We start from the raw sequence: 16,782 nt of genomic DNA on the forward strand, positions 1-16,782 counted from the left end.
GAGCCGAGGCTGTGTGGAAACTCTGTTTGAGGCGTCCTGCAAATGCAGTTCCGATGGTTTCCGGCGTATTTTTCCATTTCCGGTCCAAGTGCTATTTCTGAACGGCTGCGGAGGCGCCAGAAGCGGCCTCCGTTGCGTTAGACGCTGGCAATCTGAAGATCGTGCCCCGGTTCAGGCCGGAATGGCGGCAAGAAGCCCACGCACACCGATCAGGTTGATCATCCGCTTGATGTTGTAGGCGAGGACATGGAATGCCATCTCGGTGCGGACATTCTTGAGCTTGCGCATCCGGAAGTGCGTCGCACCCATCCAGGCTTTGATTGTGCCGAATGGGTGCTCGACGGTTGAGCGACGTAGCGCCATCAATGTCGGGTCTCGGCTCATGCGGTCGCGCATCTCGTCGACCAGGTGCTCATGCTCCCATCGGGTGATCCGGCGCTCTTTTCCTGTGGTGCAGCGCGCCTTGACTGGGCAGGTCTGACAGACGTTGGCCCGGTAGCGCCGCACCATCAGGCCGCCTTCCTCGGTCGTGTAACGGCGTGTCAGCGTCTCGCCTGCCGGGCAGCGGTAGACATCCGCATCCGCGTCATAGGCAAAGTCGGCCTTCACATACATGCCCTTCTTACGGTTGCCCGAGGTCTCGGGGCGCGGGAGGGTCGTAGTGATGCCAGCCTCGTGACAGGTCAAGATTTCACGGCCGCTGAAGTAGCCTTTATCGGCGACTGCGCTCATCTCCTCGCATCCGAGCGCGGTCTTCGCGCCCTTGGCCATCGGCGAGAGCTGCTCGCGGTCATGCCCGGTATTGATCACATCATGCGTGACGATCAAATGGGTCTCTGAATCCACCGCGGCCTGCGCATTGTAGCCCACAAAACCGCTCCCCTTGGCGCTGGTGGCCATGGACCGGCTATCCGGGTCGGTCAGGGATATCTGGCTTTCCGGGCTCTCCCTGAGCGCCTGGCCGATATCCACCAAGCGCTCGATCTCCTGACGGATGCGCTCGCAGCGTCGCGCCAGATTGGCAATCTTCTCAGCCCGGACCTCACCCTCCTCCTGACGGTCGATCCGGACCATTTCATCAAGGTAGCGTTCAATGCTCGCTACAAGGTGAGCGGTGCGGCTGGCGATCTTGCCCTTGGTGAAGTTCTTGTCGCGGTTGTTCACGGCCTTGAACTTGCTGCCATCAATGGCAACGCAATCCCCTTTCAGCACCCCGATCCGCCGGCAGAACTCCACGAACTGCGCGCAGGTCTTGCCGATGGCCGGACCGTTGTCGCGCCGAAAATCCGCGATCGTCTTGTGGTCCGGGACGAGCCGGCCCGTCAGCCACATCACCTCGACATTACGCAGAGCCTCCCGCTCCAGAGCGCGGCTCGAAGGGACGCGGTTCAAATAGCCGTAGATGAATAGCTTCAGCAGGACCGATGGGTGATAGCCGGGCCGTCCCGTTGGCGCCGGCGCCGTCCGCAGAAATCCAAGTTCCCCAAGATTGATCTCGTCCACGAAGAGGTCAATCACGCGGACCGGACTGTCCTCGTCGATCCAGTCTTCCAAACGGTTCGGAAAAAGCGTCGCCTGACTTCGGTCCGTCCCCTCGATATACCCCGACATGCCTGCCTCCGGTCTTTGCCGAAAAGCATACCGCATTTGGAGTTTTCACACACCCTCGGCCCAAACCGGAAGCTGATTGAACACAAGAAAACCGACGGGACCGACGGAAAGCAGAGATTTGTCGCGCGACCGAGAAAATCCGCCCCGCATGCTCTTGGACGTTCGGCCTGGGTGATCCATGCCACCCCTCCGGGATAGACGACAGCGGCCTTCTATGTTCGTATCAGTGCCATGCAGCGCGAATATCACTTCGATCGTGAGACGTCGCCCGAGAACTGGCGTGTTGCGATGCAGGGATCAGGGCCGCGCGGAAACGTGCGCGTTCCCGCGGCCTCGAGCTATCCCGGTGGGGGCAGAATCGACCGCGGCCTTGCGCTAGCATTCACATTGGCAAAGCACGGGCGCGTGGCCGAGGCGAGGCAGGTGTTTGGCAGGGTCGAGACTGGTTTCGAGGGCCAAGCAGAACAACCGGAGAAATGGCGGGCGGAGTTCGTTCTTGTCGACGCCCATATTCGGGCCTACGAGGGCAGAACCCTTTCTTCAGCCGACATCGACAACCTGAAGCGCACCCTCGAGGTCGCCGACCGGCAGGACTACATCGGCCAGGGGCTTGCCTTGAATCAACTCTGCTTGGCCTACGTGCATTCCGGCCATTTGGACCGGGCTCAGGAATACGGCGAAAGCGCGATCCGGCTGTATCACCAGGGCGATGCGGAACTCGGCTCATTGCACCTGTTGGCCCATCTCGGGCAGATCAAGTTGATGCGCGGCGATCTCGAAGGTGCCGCGGCCGAGTACACCGCACTTGAAGAAAGGCTGTCTGGCCTGCCATTCGCCGACACAGCGTTGCTGGCCGTCAGCCGGGCGTTGCGATCAGAGGTCGCCTATGAAACGAACGAGCTGGAAGAGAGCCGAGCACTGCTCGAGAGTGCAATCGATAGCATCGAAGAAGACGATGCATGGCTAGATGTGCGCGCGGCCGCCTATAGGGTTCGTATCAGGCTCGCGCTCAGCAGGTTTGGCCTTCCGGGGGCACTGACCGAACTGTCACGTTGCGAACACGCTGCCGAGAAACGAGCGATGCCCCGGTTGCTTCGTCTGGTCAAGTTCGAGCGGATCCGAGCCCTGACGCTGTGCGATGAACTGGACGGAGCCCAGAAGATCATGCGCAGCATCGGGATAGAGCCGCAGAAGCTGGAGTGGCACGACGAAAATGATTGGGTCTTCAGGCAGGGAAGCGCTGCCGTCGCAATTTCGCGTTGGCTGGTTCGCACAAGGCGCGCGCGAGATGCGCTCGTGCTGCTTGAGCCGGTTGAGGACTCGGCAATCCGGCGGGGTCAGCTGCTGACATTGGCCAAACTCCGGGTCATCCGCGCAGAAGCGCATTGGCGGCTAAACCAGAAGAGTGATGCAACGAGCGCGATCGTGTCCGCGGTCCGCCTGCTGGGCCAGCAACCGTTTCGTCGGTTCATCCTCGACGAGGGCCCGGAAGTGTTCCGGATCGTTCAAGCAGTGTTGGATGGTGAGCGACTGAGTTCACCGCTGGACCGCCAACACCGCACCAGGTTTGCCGAACTGGCGCACTACTTCGCCGTGCAGACCCCGGATCGCAGGCGCAATGACGCGCCGTCGACGGGCAGTCCATCGACCAGCGCCGGGTACCAGAAATACCTGGAGCTTCTGACGATTGGCCTGTCCAACAAGGAAATCGCGCGCACCATGGGCGTTTCGGTAAATACGGTGAAATACCATTTGAAGGCGATTTTCGCGGACCTGCGGGTTTCCAATCGAACCCAGGCCGTCGCCGAGGCAAGCCGGCTCAAGATCATCGATCGGCACCATCCCGACAAGTAGTCAAACGTCACGCTCCATCAAGGCATGGAGAGACACATACCCCGCACCCGCGGATTTGGGGTCCTCGCGATGTACGTTTCGACTTTCGGGATTTTGAAGATCTGGATGCGGCCATCCTCGTCGCACCAGGTGAGACCAGTCGCCGCGGCGCAGCTTTGCATTGCAGCGTTGGTAGGTCGATCAGACATAGAAGGTATCAAAGTGAATCTGCACTGTCCGCTCGCGTTCACCGAACGTAGACAACCTACCGCAAATTCGACCGACAGGCTGTTTCACACGCCTGAAAAGCGATCAAGCACAAACACTTGACTACGGCGGGCGCGATTTCGCGGACAGACGCAGGCTCCCGGTGAAACCGCCACTACCCGAAAGGGTAGTCGTTTTGCCCAGGCGGCCCACGTACCGTTCTCCTGGGACTCGCGGAAAGGTCAACAAACCATGACAAGCATCCGTGTCATCACGCCAATTGTCTCGGTCGGATTCCGAGACGATACACCGCTTCAGAGCGCTGTGCCCGCCGGCTGCACGCTGTCGTCCGTTTTCCTCAAGAACGGCCCGGCTTCGGTCGAATCCGCTATCGATGAGGTCCTGGCAGCGCCCGGAGTCGCGGACGCGGCGCTCAACGCCGAGGCGGACGGGATCGAAGCCGTCGTGATTGACTGCATGCTTGACCCAGGTCTTGACGCGGCCCGCGAGGCAGTGGCGTTTCCGGTGATCGGCTGCGGCGAGGCGGGGCTCAAGGCGGCGGCCGAGGCCGGGCCTTTCTCCGTCGTCACGGTTCTCGACCGGCAGGCACGGGCCTTCCGTGAGCTGGCGGTCCGCCACGGCTTGGGAGATCGGCTGATGTCGGTGCGCGGCATCGGGGTCTCGGTACTGGGACTCGAGGGGGACCGTCCGAACTCAATCGAGGCGACAATCCGCGAGTGCCGCCGCGCCGTAGAGGAAGACGGGGCAAAAGCCGTGGTCTTCGGCTGTACCGGGATGCTTGGATTTGCCGATCCGGTTCGGGACGCTTTGGGCGACAGGATCGATCAGGTCATCGATCCGTTGCCGCACGCCGTTGCCCTTGCCCACCAGTCGGTTCTGGCAGGCGTGAGGACCGACAAAGCGGTCTATCCCTATCCCGATCCGAAACCGGCGCTCGGGTTCACTGCATGGGCGGCGCTGAACGAGCTACTGGAACGCAAGAAATGAGCAGTGCTCCGCAGATCGAAGCCCGGCGACCGATTGGTGTCAACGCCAAGCACCTCAGGTGGCTTCTTGTGGTGCCGCTGACGATTTTCTTCGTGGTCTTCTTTGTCGTTCCGGTTGGCCTGATCTTTGCAACATCGTTCAACCCCCAGACGATCGGACAGGTTTCCGTGACCTGGGATCTGACGCTTGAAAACTATGTCCGCTTCTTTTCGCGCTCGAATTACTTGATGGCGGCGGGGCGTTCGGTGCTGCTGGCGACGTTGGTCTCGCTGATCACGCTCGTCATTGCCTACCCGATGGCCTTCGTGATCGCGAAGACCGAAAACGCGGCGCGCAACACGGTCCTGCTCATCCTCGTGCTTGCCGCGATGCAACTCGATATGGTGATCCGGATTTACGGCATGATGGTAATCCTCGGTGACAACGGGCTGATCAACCAGATGCTCGCGGCTCTCGGTATCACCGACCCGGATCAGCCGGTCCAATTCATGTACAATTTCCTGGGGGTTATCCTCGGGTTGGTCCAATTCTCCCTACCGTTCATGATCCTGACCCTGGTCGGCGTCATCCGCGGGATCAACCCCAGCCTTGAAGAGGCGGCGCGCAGTCTCGGTGCAACGCCGCGCCGCACTTTTCTTCGGGTAACCCTGCCGGCCTCACTGCCCGGCATACTCTCCGGCTCGCTGCTTGTGTTCGCGTTGTCGATCTCCTCGTACATCGTGCCGGCTTTGATGGGTGGGTTCCGCGTGGGCGTGCTGCCGATCCATATCTTCCAGCAGGTTGCCGAGGGTGCGCGCTTCCAATTTGGCGCAACGATCGCCGTCATCCTGTTCCTCATCAGCGCGGGCGCCGTCACCGTGTACCTGCGGGTCGGCGCGCGGCATTCGGGAGGGCTTGCCTGATGGGGCGCAAAATACCCCTTCCGATGCTGATCATGGCGATCCTTGGCTTTTGCTACATGCTGGTGCCGATCGTCATCGTGGTGCTGGCCGGGCTCACCGCGGGCGAGTTCCTGACTTTTCCACCCGAGGGTCTCTCGCTGCGCTGGGTGATCGCGTTCCTCCAATCGGAGAAATACCTCTCGGCGTTCTTCTTCTCGTTCCGCCTGGCTTTAATGACGATGATCGTCGCGACGATCATCGGAACCGCCGCGGCGCTGTTTCTGTCGCGCACCCGGTTCATCGGGCGTGGCGCGATGCGTGCCTTCTTCCTTTCGCCGGTGGTGCTGCCCGGGGTGGTGATCGGCTTTGCTCTGTTCGCCTTTTACATCTCGACCGGCATTGGCCTCACGCGCACAATCTGGGGGCTCTGGATCGGCCATATCCTTTACTCGACACCTTACGTGATCGGGACCGTCGGCGCCGCGCTCGCCAGCTACGATGTTTCGCTCGACGAAGCCGCCCGCAGCCTCGGTGCCTCGCCGATGCGCACATTCAGGAAGGTGACCTTGCCCAACATCAGCCAGGGCATCCAGGCCGGGTCGATTTTCGCCTTCATCGTCAGCTTCGGCCAGTTCGAAGTATCGCTGTTCCTGTCGGCACCGAATTCCGAGCCGTTGCCGATCGCGATGTACAACTCGCTGCGTTACAAGTTCGACCCCTCCGCTGCCGCGGCCGGGATCTTCGCCATCATGCTCGTCACCGCCTCGGTCCTGCTGACCAACCGGCTGGTCAACATCCGGCGCCTGCTCGACCGAAATTGAAACCCAAAAAAGCAACCACAGGGAGTACCAACCATGACGATCAAGAAAACAACGCAGACACGTCGGTCATTTCTGAAGCGGGGCGTTGCCCTCGGCGCGGCCAGCACCGTCCCGTCGACATTCTACATCAACCACGCCTGGGCCCAAGACACGAGCTATGACGGCGGTATGTTCGACGCCGACGGTGCCACCCTGAACGTCGGCGAATGGGGCGGCGGCTGGGAGGAGTTCGTCCGCAAGGCGCTGACGGACCAGTTCGAACAAGACTTCAACTGCAAGATCAACTGGGACAGCTCGTTCCCATGGTTCCCCAAATTCGTGACCCAGGGCGCGCAGGATCCGGTCTACGACATCTGCAACTGGAACCTGCCTAACCTCACCCAGACCAAGCAGGCCGGCGACTTCTTCCTGACCACGGACGAGGTTCGAGCCAATGTGCCCAACGCCGCCGATTGCTGGGACTTTGCTTTCGCCTCTGGCGCTGGTGTGACCTGGGCCTACATGCCTTACGTCTATGCCTTCCGGACCGACGCCGGCGACGCGCCGACGAGCTTTCGCGATTTCTGGGACGCGCGTTTTGCGAACAAGCGCGGGACCTACGGCACCGAGAATGGCCTGATGCACGCCTTCTTCATGGCCACGGCGCAGGAGTTCGGCAAGGACCAGTACGATATGGACGCGGCCTTCCAGGCGCTGGAAGACGCGATGCCGATGAAGGTGTCCGAGTTCACCTTCAACATGCTCTCGCTGCTCGAGCGCGGCGAGGTGGATATCGCGGTGCATATCGAGGGCGAGGCGCTCTCGCTCAAGCGCAAGGGCGTGCCGGTCGATGTCTGGGAGTGGGACAGCCACCCGATCCTGACCCAGACCAAGACGATCAGCCGCTATTCCGACCCGATGCAGAAGAAACTTGCCTTCGCGCTCCTGAACCGGACGCTGAGCCCGGATTTCCTCAACGCCTTCGGCGACGAGTTTATGTGGCGCCCAACCAACTCAAAGGCATCGATCACCGCGCCGCTGGCCGAAAACGGCGTCGAAAACACCGCCGATGCGACCAAGGCGTTCTGGGTGCCCGATTGGGATTTCTTCGTCGAGAACAAGCTCGATATCACCGATCGGCTGAACCAGATCTTCGGTCTCTGAGCCAATGTTCCGGGCCGAGGGCACCCTGGCCCGGCCACCAAAGCTTCGTCCTCCAACCAGGAAATCCAGATGTCCTCCGTTGAATTCAAAGGCGTCAGCAAGGCCTTCGGTCGCACGGTTGCGGTCGAACAGACCGATCTTGTCGTCCAGCAGGGCGAGTTTTTTTCCATGCTCGGACCGTCGGGCTGCGGCAAGTCCACAACCTTACGGATGCTCGCGGGGTTCCTGACGCCCACCACTGGCCGGATCCTGGTGAACGGACGTGACATCACCGACCTGCCGCCCGAGGCGCGCGGGATCGGGATCGTCTTCCAGAACTACGCGATCTTTCCGCATATGAATGTCTACGACAATATCGCTTTCGGGCTGGTCGAGCGCCGCCAGGACAAGGCCACGATCCGGCGCAAGGTCGAGGCGGCGCTCGAGCAGGTCGGGTTGACGGGATACGGCGAGCGATTTGAGCGCGAATTGTCGGGGGGGCAAAAGCAACGGGTCGCCCTTGCGCGTGTGTTGGTCATCGAGCCCGAGATCCTGTTGCTCGACGAACCGCTGTCCGCGCTCGACAAGAAGATGCGCGAAGAGATGAAGTTCTGGATCAAGGACATCCAGAAATCGATTGGCATCACGACCGTCTATGTGACCCACGACCAGTCGGAAGCGCTCACCATGTCGGACCGCATCGCCGTGATGAACGAGGGGCGGATGCTTCAGGTCGGCACGCCGGTCGACATTTACGAAAAGCCGGCATCGCGGTTCATAGCCGAGTTCATAGGCGATTCAAACCTGCTTGACGTAACAGTCGTGAAATCGAACGGCACGCGGTGCGACGTCGATCTCGGCGACGGGCTGATCGTGCCCGCGCATGTGTCCGACACGGTCCGCCTCACGCCCGGCAGCTCCGCCGGCCTGCTGATCCGCCCGGAGATGCTGCGTCTTGCGCCAGCCCTCAAAGGTGAAGGGCCGCGGCTGACCGGCAAGGTGGTCGACAGGGTCTATCAAGGCGCGCTCCGGCGCTACCACGTGGCCGCTGGCCGCCACGAACTGGTGGTCGAGGTGCCCAACCGTCCCGAACTCTCCCCGCTCTCACCGGGGGCGGAGGTACAGCTTTTCTGGAGCGAAGAGAGCGGCGTCGCCGTGCCATGAACCCAGGCCCCCGTCGCCAGGCCGGCAAATCACGCAAGCCCACCCCACAACCGCAGCGACTGCGAGAAGGAGATTTCGATGGCAAACCTGGTTCTTAAAACCCGTCAGGACGTCGAGGACTTTGTGCGCGGCTGCGCGTTCTACGCTACCGGCGGCGGCGGCTTGCCCGCCAACGGTATCGCCTCGCTGATGAGCGAGATCGAAGCCGGGCGCGACCTCGTCATGACCGACCACGAAGAGCTCGCGGACGACGCGGTGACGGCATGTCCTTTCCTGATGGGCTCGATTGCGCCGCACACGCCCGAGGTGCTGGCCGAGATGGCTGGGTTCGGCTTCACCGAGTCCGTCAACACCGAGAAGGACCGGATGCGCAAGGCGATCGAAGAGCTCGAAGATTACATGGAGATCACGATCGATGCCATCGTGCCCATCGAGTTGGCCGGCGCCAACACCTCCGCCGCGGTGGCGGCCGCTTCTGAGATGGGCAAGATGGTTCTGAACGGTGACTACACCGGCCGCGCGATCCCCGAGATTCAGCAAACAACGCCCTATCTGCAGGGCAAGAAGATCACGCCGATTTCTTCCGTCGATGAATGGGGCAATGTCTGTTTCATCAAGGACGCGACGAATTACCGGGTCGCCGAGCGGTTGGGCAAGCTGATCAGCGCCGGCGCCTATGGCCTTGCCGGGCAGGCCGGGTTCGTATTGAGCGGCAAGGAAGCCAAAGACCTCCTGGTGAAGAACACGATGACTGAATGCTACGACCTCGGGGGGCTGATCCGCACGGCGCAGGAAGACCGGGCAGACCCGGTTGCGCGGATCCTCGCCTCACTCGGCGGCTGGGAAATCCTGCGCGGCACGCTGGTCAATATCGATGACGAAGACCGGATCGGGTATTACTGGGGCACACACACGATCGCAGGCTCGGGCGACGACGATGGCCGGGAAGCCAAGGTCTGGTTCAAGAACGAGCACCACGTGTGCTGGGTGGATGACGAACCGGTCGTAACCAGCCCCGACATTATCGTCATCGTCGAGCGCGCCACCGGTGAGCCTGTGCCCAACCCGCTGGCCAAGGTCGGGATGGAGGTGTCGATCCTCGCGTTCCCGAGCCGTCCCGAATTCAAGAACCAAAGAGCCATCGACATCCTCGGCCCCCGGTATTTTGGGTTCGATATCGAGTACCGGCCGGTGGAGGAGACCATGGCGCAGAGCTGAAGGGCTCTCGAGCGCACGCAAACGCGGACGATCAACTGCCATCAGGCGCAAACGCGAAACGAAACCCGTTTCCAGGCAAGGCGGCCTCGATCGGCCTATGCCCGTCGGTTGTGGCGAAGCCAAGCCCATGCAACCAGGTGGCCCACGAATGTGCCAAGGCGATCATCTTGCGCGCCACTATGGCGCAGAATGCCAAAGCGAGGCCGAAGTTCGGAACCCCGTCGGGCGCGCACAGTCGATGTGTCTTGGCGAAGGTCGGTTTTGTCCGCGACCCGGTCATTGCCCGGATGGAAATGCTGCGCTCTGCACGAACGGCCGGAATGACGGGCCGCAGCGCAGCATGTCAAGGTGGTCGGCAAAGGCCGGTATGGGCCGTTCCCGACGATCTAGGCTTTGCTGCATCAGCACAACGCCTGGATGCTCTGAAGCTCTGGGATGCGCAGGAAGCGGCCTCATCGTCGATTGCGCAAATACGGGTCCTGATCCTAGTCAGCGGGCGGCGGGCCACCGCGTTCCGTTCGAACTGGCCGGATGTGGGTCATGCAGATCTCGCCTCCTGTTGGGCGGCGGCGAAGAGATCGGCATCCTCGACGGGGAGACCTTGCTGCCGGCGTTTGATCACCCACTTGAAATACAGCTGCTCGGCCTCGCGGAGCGTGTCGTCGGCCACTAGGCCGCTCGTCGTGCAGAAATCGTAGCGTTCCCAGCCGTAGACACTCATGAGCTGCGTTCTGGCCCAGCGCCCGTAGGCCATGAATGCCAGCGGTTCGAGATTGGGACATGGCCAGCGGTAGCCTTCGCCGAGAACGGTTTCCAATTCGGCTTTCGTGAGTGCTGGCAAATACGTCATTCATATGGCTCTTCGTCTGCCGGGTTTGCCAGCGCATCGGCCAACCAATCGACCGGCGCAGGCCGGATATTGGCCACGGGCGCGCTCGTCGTGATCGGATCGAACCGGCGGGCCTTGTCCGACCGTGCCCGGAAAGAACGCCATAAACCAAGCAGGCGGTTCTGGAGCCGGTCGAGCGCCGCGAGATTCGGTTCGGCGACGCCGTCATCGTTGGTGGGCGCACTCCGGTACAGGCTGTCCTGCGCTTCCGTCGCCAACGAAATTTGGCTTGCGATGCCGACTTCGAATGTATTCATACCGGGCACCGTGCGCCAAATCTGGATAAAGGTGTCCTGGGCGACGGGGCCGAAGTGCTCGCTCAGCGGCACCGATTGCCACGGAATCGCCTCGGTCGTGCGGTCTGGCTCCTGCGCCCGTGCGATCTGGGCGCGGGTGCTGTCGGAACGATCTTTTCGAGTGGCTTTCGGCATGGATTCCTCCGAATCGGTGCATTTACGCGTGAATCGGCGCGTATTTGGCCCTCAAGGTAGCACGATATTCAAAGAATGGGAGCAGTTGTGGGAAATTGTTGCGTCAGGCTGGCAGGGACCAAGCGATCCTCTTTCACGATCCTGCGCGGTGATTGTCCCTTAGTTCCGGGTTTACGTATACCCGCCCCGAGGTAGTATCGGGTGGACCGCATCGAGCTATCCAGTTCGAACGACAAGTGGAGAGATGGCATGGGGCGTCGGCTTGGGATCGCAACAGCAATTGTCGCAGCAGCACTCGGAACAACAGTAGTTGCCGACACTTTGTCCGAATTCAAGAGTTCACTCACGGGGTTTTATTGCGTTGGTGACGAGATCGGGGTTGAAGCATTTCTATTTGGAGAAATTTCGGGGGAACTGCGGGTTTTTGTTCCAGCTTCGGGATTGGACATAGCAGTTGAAGAAACGAGCAGCGGCTTTCGGATCGTTTTTGCCGAAGGTGTAGCGTTCCTGACTGAGAACGATGATGGGTGGTTATTTCATGCCTCTACGGAAAGGGGTCCGATTCAGGCCACTTGTCAACATCTGGGCGAAGTGCCTGCATCGATTGCAGACTCGATCGTTACAACCTTCGAAGAGTTTTCAACTAGCGAAATCGAGAGTATCGAATTGCGCCTCAATGAAGCACTTAACGATAGAGAACAGGTTCAAAGCCAACTGAAAAATTCCTTGGAAAAAATTAAATCCTTCGAGTTAGAGCGGGATGCGACGACCAAGGCACTGAAATTAACTATCTCGGATCAGGAAGCGACTATTGCGGAAGCTCGGCAAGTCGCCAGCCGTATGAAGTTAATACTCGATGAGATCGATGAAAGCGAAACGCTAGCTGGAAATGCGTTGCTAAAAAGCATTCGATCGAAGTTACTTGTTCTTGCAATGGAGCTTGATCCATCGATCGAGGTTCCGATCGAGTTCATTGGATATCAGCCTGTCGCTTCCCAATTAAGTATGTGTTGGAATGTTGGCTCACTTAGTACTGATGCATTGCGAACGACTGTCAAGCTAGAGGTCGAAATGTACTCCAACACAATGCCGAGGCCCGGGACCGTTCATATGATTGGCTCCAGTGGCAGCAACGAAAGCGCTACGCTGCAAGCATTCGAAGCTGCAAGGCGCGCTATAATCCGTTGTGGGGTAGGCGGCTTCGATCTTCCTGAAGACCAATACGAGAGATGGGAAAAACTGATAGTCACCTTTGGGCCAGAGGGCGTATTTGTCGAATGAGGCCCAACGCATGTTCGGGCGGCAGGCATGTAACTCCTTGCTCGGGTTGGGAGGTCAGAAGTGTCACGTCTCTTTTTGGTATTCATTAAGTGAAGCCGGGGCTGCGCATGTAGCACAGGCTCACTGTTCAGGCAGTGAAGAGGTTTAGCTGCATTCCTTTTCAGGTCGGGTTCCGACTGCGGGAGGCGGGTTTCTGTACCAATGGCGGTATTGAACCCGTACAGGCGCCCGCGTTCCTTCTCGCTGCATTGGAGCACGTTAACGGAGTCTCGGCATTTTTGTACCAGTAGTGTTCGTCCCCCCTATATATACACTGGTACAGGTACACGCCTTGTTTTCTTGCTCTTCACGAGGGGGATCGCCCGCCTGTAGGGCGGTTGTCCCTACTCATGAGGAGAGCACCTGAACCAGTGCGTACCAGTACAATACCGATTCACTGGTACAGAGGTACAAACTACTCGGGAGAAGGAATGCAACTTGACCTGAAAAGGTATGCTACTCCTCCTCGTTTTCGGTAGGTGTCTTACGCTTATTGAGCATGTCTTGCATCTCCTCAATGCGGCTGGCAGGCACGATACGCTCTACCTTCCGGCGGTTCGTCGATTCCGGGTTTTCCTCGTATACCGCCTTCACGAGACCATCCGCGAGCATGTCGTCGAGGGTGGACTTCCACTTCCGTTCATCCTTCAGATGCGGCTTCAGTACGTCGCGGATATTTACCCCGGCAGTGCTCTGCACGCTCTTCTTCACGAACTCATTGGTGAGGCGCTTGTAGACCTTGAGGAACAGCTCGGCGGTGCTCGTTTCGGCCATGCTGGGAGGATTGAACGGAACCGCGACCGGAACAGTCTCGATATCGTCGTTTTCACACTCCACCTGCATCAGTTCGACCCGATAGTAGAACACGCGACTACGTCCGATATTCGTCTTGACGACAGCGGCCATCTTCAGGTTGTCGAAGGGGCCGCTTTCAGGCGCTGCGTTCCGCCACCTCTTCACGTATTCCGTTGGTACGTCATCCACCATGATAGCGCATCTGGACGTGTCCACCAGTTCGCCGCCAAACTTGATATCATCGGCGGTCCTCGGACGATCACCGCCTCCACCCTGACTCTTGCGCACATGGCTGACCAAGATCACCGCGATATCGAATTCGATTGCGATATCGGCAAGATCCCGCACCAGTCGGTTCATCGTGCTGTTCGACATGTTCACACCGCCCATGAGCGCGGCAAGGGGATCGATGATCAACACATCGGCATTCGTCGTCCTGATCAGGTCGGTAATGCCGTTGCGCACGGTCCAGTTGATCGCGGTCTCGGACTCTGCCAGCTCGTCGAAGTAAGTCAGGGACTCAGTCCGATCGAGTTTGAAGAGTCGCCGCAGTTGATCCTTCCCATGCAGCGTGACAGTGCCGGGCTTCGGTATTTCCTCGATCTCGTTGCGTTGTGCAACGGCTGCACCGGCACGATCGAGCGTATCCTGATCATCCTCGAAGTTCAGAGCCGTCACCTTGAGGCGTTCCTTCACTTCGAGTCCGAATACCTGCTCGCCCCGTGCAGCCTGCATCGCGATCAGGGCCATCAAGGTCGATTTGCTGACACCCCCGGCCCCGGCAAAGACCGTCACCCGCTTGCGGGCCACGATATCGCCGATCAGGCGGTTGATTCCGCGCGCAGGCTTCTTCTTCGGGTCGAATGATCTGAAGGCCAGCTCCTCGTCGATCCCGAAATCCCCGGCATCGGCCAGATTGATCAGGTCTTCGAGCGTAATATCGTCATCATGGCTTTCTTCCGCCACTTCGTCGCTCCCGACCAGCCAAAACGGAGGGCGTCCCGTATCAGGCTTCCCATCGTTCTCGGCTTCTGGTCCGCCGGTTGTCTCATGCCACTTTGCCATTTCTTCTCCGTTCCTCCGTAAAGATGTTTCGGCTGGACCTGCCTGCTCCATACGTCCCACACGATCAGCAGGTGATCCCCGCCCCTGTGCAGCGAGAAGCCTACTTCCAGCCATTGGTGATAATCGCGTCGCCATCCTGCTGGCAGGACAGCAACCATTTCAGCGGCACAGGTGATCTGGTCCTCTTCCGAGAGCTTCCAGAACCATGCATCCGGGTTCACCTTGATCTCTGCCTTCCTCTCCTCCTCGCGGCGCTCCAGCACGTTCATCATGGTTCGCATGAACGCGCTCGCGGGGAGGATTATCTCATGGCCTGGCAGGACCAGCTCCGTCACCGTGATCATGACCCTGTCGGAGCCGTAATAGCCGACCGACTTTGTTTCCCGGTTCCAGAAGCCACCGCTGGGGCGGCCGGCGAGGGTCCTGACACCCGTCAGGCTCGGGCTGATCTCGGCATATCCTTCATGCCGCTGCAACAGGCTCTGGCCCCGCCTCTGGAGCTTTCCGGCCTCGGCGCATTTGTCGAGATCCCCGGCAACCATCGCGGAACCCTCGCGAGGCAGGTACCCCAGCACGAGAGCGCCGCTTGAATAGGGGTCGAGGTCGAACAGGTCGTTGTGGCTGTCCCTCCGGTCCACGGCATCCCGGTAAGTCAGGACCGCGCTTTCGCGTCGATCCACGTTCGTTACGGTCTCGGGATGCTGCGGAATCTTGTCGAGCCGGGGGCCGTTCTCCTGAAGCCTGAACAGGCCCCAGTTCTTCTCGATACGCGCGGCATCGAATATCGGGCTGGAAATCATTTCGCGCCCCGCTTGGGCGCGCGACCGCCAACACGGGCAGATCGGGAGACAACCTCCCGTTTCAGGATTTCGAATTTCGTCATGCGACGACCGCTCCTTTTGTCTTGGTAGAGGAGCCGTCGCCTGCTAGTTCTGGTTCAGGTAGTTGAAGCGACCTAGCTGGCGACAGCGAATTGGCGGGCGGCGAGTATTCGTCGCCCGTTTCGTCAGGCGACTTCCTCGACCTCGGCCTCGACATTGGCCACGATGTTTCGCAGCGTCAGTAAGTCAGCCACGATATTGCCGGTCTGCTCTGCAATGTCCTCGACCAGCTCCCAGCGATACCAGTCTGCACCGTCATAATGGAACTGAGTCAGCGCCTTGGCGGCTTCGTAGATCGCCGCGCCGAGTTGCCGGTAATCCTCGTCGGGGGTGCCTCCGACCAGTATGTAGTGGGCTGAAACGATCCCATCGTCGAGGTGCCGCACGGAGACCTGCCTCAATGCCAGGAACGCATCTTTGATGGTGCCGTCATTTGCGTTCCAGACAGCATCCGCAAAAGGCATGATCGCCTCCCCGGCCTCGCAGGCGGCATTCGCCAGTTGTTTCTTGCTCTTCATCGTGAAATCTCCTTTGCGCCGAATGGCCCGCAATCCCCGGCCGGCGCGAAACCGGGGCGGGAAAGTCAGGAGGCTACGCCCCGGTCGTGTTCGACCTCGTGGCCTAGTTCTTCGAGGAGGCCAGCGAGCAATTCGCGGTCATCGGCATCCAGACCATGCAACTTCGAATAGCCGTGTCTGCGCTCGGCCTCGGCGCGAGCGGCGACAGCATCCTCCAAGCGCGCGAAGATACCGAGATACAGGCGCTTGCCGCCTGCCGAGATTTCAGCCCGGTACTTGTTCTTGGACTTCTGGAAATAGACGCCCGTGAAGCCGGTGGAGTTGGCGCGCGAAATCTTCGTATTGCGCTGGTTCTCGCTGTTGGTCGCAGTGCGGAGGTTCGCGATCCGGTTATTCGCAGGGTCACCGTCGATATGGTCGATATGCCCATCGGGCCACTCGCCGTAGTGCAGCGCCCAGGCGGCGCGATGTGCCGCGTATCCCTGTCCACAGATAGATATGCGGACATAGCCCTTGAGACCTGTCCCGGCGGGCGTGTCCGCAAACCTGGAGTTCCATGCTGCGGTCTGCACATGACAGCCGCTCGGCATCATGTCCGGTGTGCGCGCTCGCCAGAACAGCACACCGGTTTCAGGGTCATAGGCCAGATACCGGCGCAGTTGGTCGGGCGAGATCATGCCGCGCCCCGCACACCATCCTTGTGGCGGAGCATCCACGCCCGCACATCTGCGAGATCATAGAATATCTCGCGGGCAACCCGGATCGGGACCGGGCCGGTGCCGTTGACCCGCATCCGGGCAAGGGTGTCTGCGGACTTGTCGAGCAGGTTCACGAGGTCGCTGTCATCGACAAAGCCAAGGGAGTGCTTGAGGCGGCATCGCGCTTCCTCGGAAGTCTCTCCGGGGTGGGGGATGCCGTTGCGCAGGAGGTCCACGCGCTGCGCCATTGGAAGATCGGTCCAGCCCGCATTCGGGTCTGCGTCTTCGGTCGTGTTGATCGGGTTCATGGTGACCATCCG

16 protein-coding genes are annotated in these 16,782 nt (G+C 60.2%); 8 read left to right on the forward strand and 8 right to left on the reverse strand.

Features of this window, described 5'->3' with window-relative positions:
- Positions 1-171: 171 nt before the first annotated feature.
- A complete protein-coding gene (locus tag BLR85_RS19955) occupies positions 172-1,611 on the reverse strand; it encodes an IS1182 family transposase (protein ID WP_093151616.1) in 1,440 nt (479 codons plus the stop codon).
- Positions 1,612-1,842: 231 nt separating this feature from the next.
- Here BLR85_RS19955 and BLR85_RS29960 point away from each other — a divergent pair, with 231 nt between their 5' ends.
- From BLR85_RS29960 to BLR85_RS19990, 7 genes are all read left to right on the forward strand, one after another.
- The gene (locus BLR85_RS29960) at positions 1,843-3,465 is read left to right on the forward strand and encodes a LuxR C-terminal-related transcriptional regulator (RefSeq protein ID WP_093161333.1); all 1,623 of its coding nucleotides are present in this window, start codon (positions 1,843-1,845) and stop codon (positions 3,463-3,465) included.
- A 438-nt stretch (positions 3,466-3,903) separates the two neighbouring features.
- Entirely contained in the window at positions 3,904-4,659 is a 756-nt protein-coding gene (locus BLR85_RS19965) for an aspartate/glutamate racemase family protein (protein ID WP_093161336.1), read from the forward strand.
- On the forward strand, positions 4,656-5,561 hold the full coding sequence (locus BLR85_RS19970) for an ABC transporter permease (RefSeq protein WP_093161339.1): 906 nt from the start codon (positions 4,656-4,658) through the stop codon (positions 5,559-5,561). The genes BLR85_RS19965 and BLR85_RS19970 overlap by 4 nt, the downstream gene beginning before the upstream one ends.
- Positions 5,561-6,361 carry an ABC transporter permease gene (locus BLR85_RS19975; RefSeq protein WP_093161342.1) on the forward strand — a complete coding sequence of 267 codons (801 nt, stop codon included), beginning with the start codon at positions 5,561-5,563 and terminating at the stop codon, positions 6,359-6,361. The genes BLR85_RS19970 and BLR85_RS19975 overlap by 1 nt, the downstream gene beginning before the upstream one ends.
- Positions 6,362-6,394: 33 nt before the next feature.
- The gene (locus tag BLR85_RS19980; RefSeq protein WP_093161345.1) at positions 6,395-7,504 is read left to right on the forward strand and encodes an ABC transporter substrate-binding protein; all 1,110 of its coding nucleotides are present in this window, start codon (positions 6,395-6,397) and stop codon (positions 7,502-7,504) included.
- 69 nt (positions 7,505-7,573) lie between these two features.
- Positions 7,574-8,647, forward strand: coding sequence for an ABC transporter ATP-binding protein (locus BLR85_RS19985; RefSeq protein WP_093161348.1), 1,074 nt, complete (start codon positions 7,574-7,576; stop codon positions 8,645-8,647).
- Between the two features lie 78 nt (positions 8,648-8,725).
- Entirely contained in the window at positions 8,726-9,865 is a 1,140-nt protein-coding gene (locus BLR85_RS19990) for a DUF917 domain-containing protein (protein ID WP_093161351.1), read from the forward strand.
- Between the two features lie 538 nt (positions 9,866-10,403).
- On the opposite strand, the gene BLR85_RS20000 is transcribed toward BLR85_RS19990, so the two are convergent.
- Positions 10,404-10,715: a hypothetical protein gene (locus tag BLR85_RS20000; protein WP_093161357.1), complete on the reverse strand. Its 312-nt coding sequence runs from the start codon at positions 10,713-10,715 to the stop codon at positions 10,404-10,406.
- A complete protein-coding gene (locus BLR85_RS20005; RefSeq protein ID WP_093161360.1) occupies positions 10,712-11,185 on the reverse strand; it encodes a hypothetical protein in 474 nt (157 codons plus the stop codon). Before BLR85_RS20005 ends, BLR85_RS20000 begins: the two co-directional genes overlap by 4 nt.
- 201 nt (positions 11,186-11,386) lie before the next feature.
- Here BLR85_RS20005 and BLR85_RS20010 point away from each other — a divergent pair, with 201 nt between their 5' ends.
- On the forward strand, positions 11,387-12,466 hold the full coding sequence (locus tag BLR85_RS20010) for a hypothetical protein (protein ID WP_139188475.1): 1,080 nt from the start codon (positions 11,387-11,389) through the stop codon (positions 12,464-12,466).
- A 495-nt stretch (positions 12,467-12,961) separates the two neighbouring features.
- Here the strand turns inward: BLR85_RS20010 and BLR85_RS20015 are convergent, their stop codons facing one another.
- The 5 genes from BLR85_RS20015 to BLR85_RS20035 all read right to left on the reverse strand — a co-directional run bounded on the left by BLR85_RS20015 (position 12,962) and on the right by BLR85_RS20035 (position 16,770).
- Positions 12,962-14,266 (reverse strand): AAA family ATPase, encoded by a 1,305-nt coding sequence (locus tag BLR85_RS20015; RefSeq protein WP_170844660.1) that lies wholly within the window; start codon positions 14,264-14,266, stop codon positions 12,962-12,964.
- Entirely contained in the window at positions 14,221-15,165 is a 945-nt protein-coding gene (locus tag BLR85_RS20020) for a PriCT-2 domain-containing protein (RefSeq protein ID WP_093161369.1), read from the reverse strand. Before BLR85_RS20020 ends, BLR85_RS20015 begins: the two co-directional genes overlap by 46 nt.
- Positions 15,166-15,371: 206 nt before the next feature.
- Positions 15,372-15,764: a hypothetical protein gene (locus BLR85_RS20025; RefSeq protein ID WP_093161372.1), complete on the reverse strand. Its 393-nt coding sequence runs from the start codon at positions 15,762-15,764 to the stop codon at positions 15,372-15,374.
- A 65-nt stretch (positions 15,765-15,829) separates the two neighbouring features.
- Positions 15,830-16,441 carry an HNH endonuclease gene (locus BLR85_RS20030; RefSeq protein WP_093161378.1) on the reverse strand — a complete coding sequence of 204 codons (612 nt, stop codon included), beginning with the start codon at positions 16,439-16,441 and terminating at the stop codon, positions 15,830-15,832.
- On the reverse strand, positions 16,438-16,770 hold the full coding sequence (locus BLR85_RS20035; protein ID WP_139188477.1) for a helix-turn-helix transcriptional regulator: 333 nt from the start codon (positions 16,768-16,770) through the stop codon (positions 16,438-16,440). The genes BLR85_RS20030 and BLR85_RS20035 overlap by 4 nt, the downstream gene beginning before the upstream one ends.
- Positions 16,771-16,782 lie beyond the last annotated feature (12 nt).

Origin of the sequence: Aliiruegeria lutimaris, assembly GCF_900099935.1 — a bacterium.
Lineage (GTDB): Bacteria > Pseudomonadota > Alphaproteobacteria > Rhodobacterales > Rhodobacteraceae > Tropicimonas > Tropicimonas lutimaris.

What these genes read in the sequence shown, in the direction of transcription:
- BLR85_RS19985 (WP_093161348.1), top strand. Translation starts at nt 7,574, where the DNA reads ATGTCCTCCGTTGAATTCAAAGGCGTCAGCAAGGCCTTCGGTCGCACG.
- BLR85_RS19970 (WP_093161339.1), top strand. Translation starts at nt 4,656, where the DNA reads ATGAGCAGTGCTCCGCAGATCGAAGCCCGGCGACCGATTGGTGTCAAC.
- BLR85_RS20035 (WP_139188477.1), bottom strand. Translation starts at nt 16,770, where the DNA reads ATGAACCCGATCAACACGACCGAAGACGCAGACCCGAATGCGGGCTGG.
- BLR85_RS20005 (WP_093161360.1), bottom strand. Translation starts at nt 11,185, where the DNA reads ATGCCGAAAGCCACTCGAAAAGATCGTTCCGACAGCACCCGCGCCCAG.
- BLR85_RS20025 (WP_093161372.1), bottom strand. Translation starts at nt 15,764, where the DNA reads ATGAAGAGCAAGAAACAACTGGCGAATGCCGCCTGCGAGGCCGGGGAG.
- BLR85_RS20000 (WP_093161357.1), bottom strand. Translation starts at nt 10,715, where the DNA reads ATGACGTATTTGCCAGCACTCACGAAAGCCGAATTGGAAACCGTTCTC.
- BLR85_RS20030 (WP_093161378.1), bottom strand. Translation starts at nt 16,441, where the DNA reads ATGATCTCGCCCGACCAACTGCGCCGGTATCTGGCCTATGACCCTGAA.
- BLR85_RS19955 (WP_093151616.1), bottom strand. Translation starts at nt 1,611, where the DNA reads ATGTCGGGGTATATCGAGGGGACGGACCGAAGTCAGGCGACGCTTTTT.
- BLR85_RS19975 (WP_093161342.1), top strand. Translation starts at nt 5,561, where the DNA reads ATGGGGCGCAAAATACCCCTTCCGATGCTGATCATGGCGATCCTTGGC.
- BLR85_RS19990 (WP_093161351.1), top strand. Translation starts at nt 8,726, where the DNA reads ATGGCAAACCTGGTTCTTAAAACCCGTCAGGACGTCGAGGACTTTGTG.
- BLR85_RS19980 (WP_093161345.1), top strand. Translation starts at nt 6,395, where the DNA reads ATGACGATCAAGAAAACAACGCAGACACGTCGGTCATTTCTGAAGCGG.
- BLR85_RS29960 (WP_093161333.1), top strand. Translation starts at nt 1,843, where the DNA reads ATGCAGCGCGAATATCACTTCGATCGTGAGACGTCGCCCGAGAACTGG.
- BLR85_RS19965 (WP_093161336.1), top strand. Translation starts at nt 3,904, where the DNA reads ATGACAAGCATCCGTGTCATCACGCCAATTGTCTCGGTCGGATTCCGA.
- BLR85_RS20020 (WP_093161369.1), bottom strand. Translation starts at nt 15,165, where the DNA reads ATGATTTCCAGCCCGATATTCGATGCCGCGCGTATCGAGAAGAACTGG.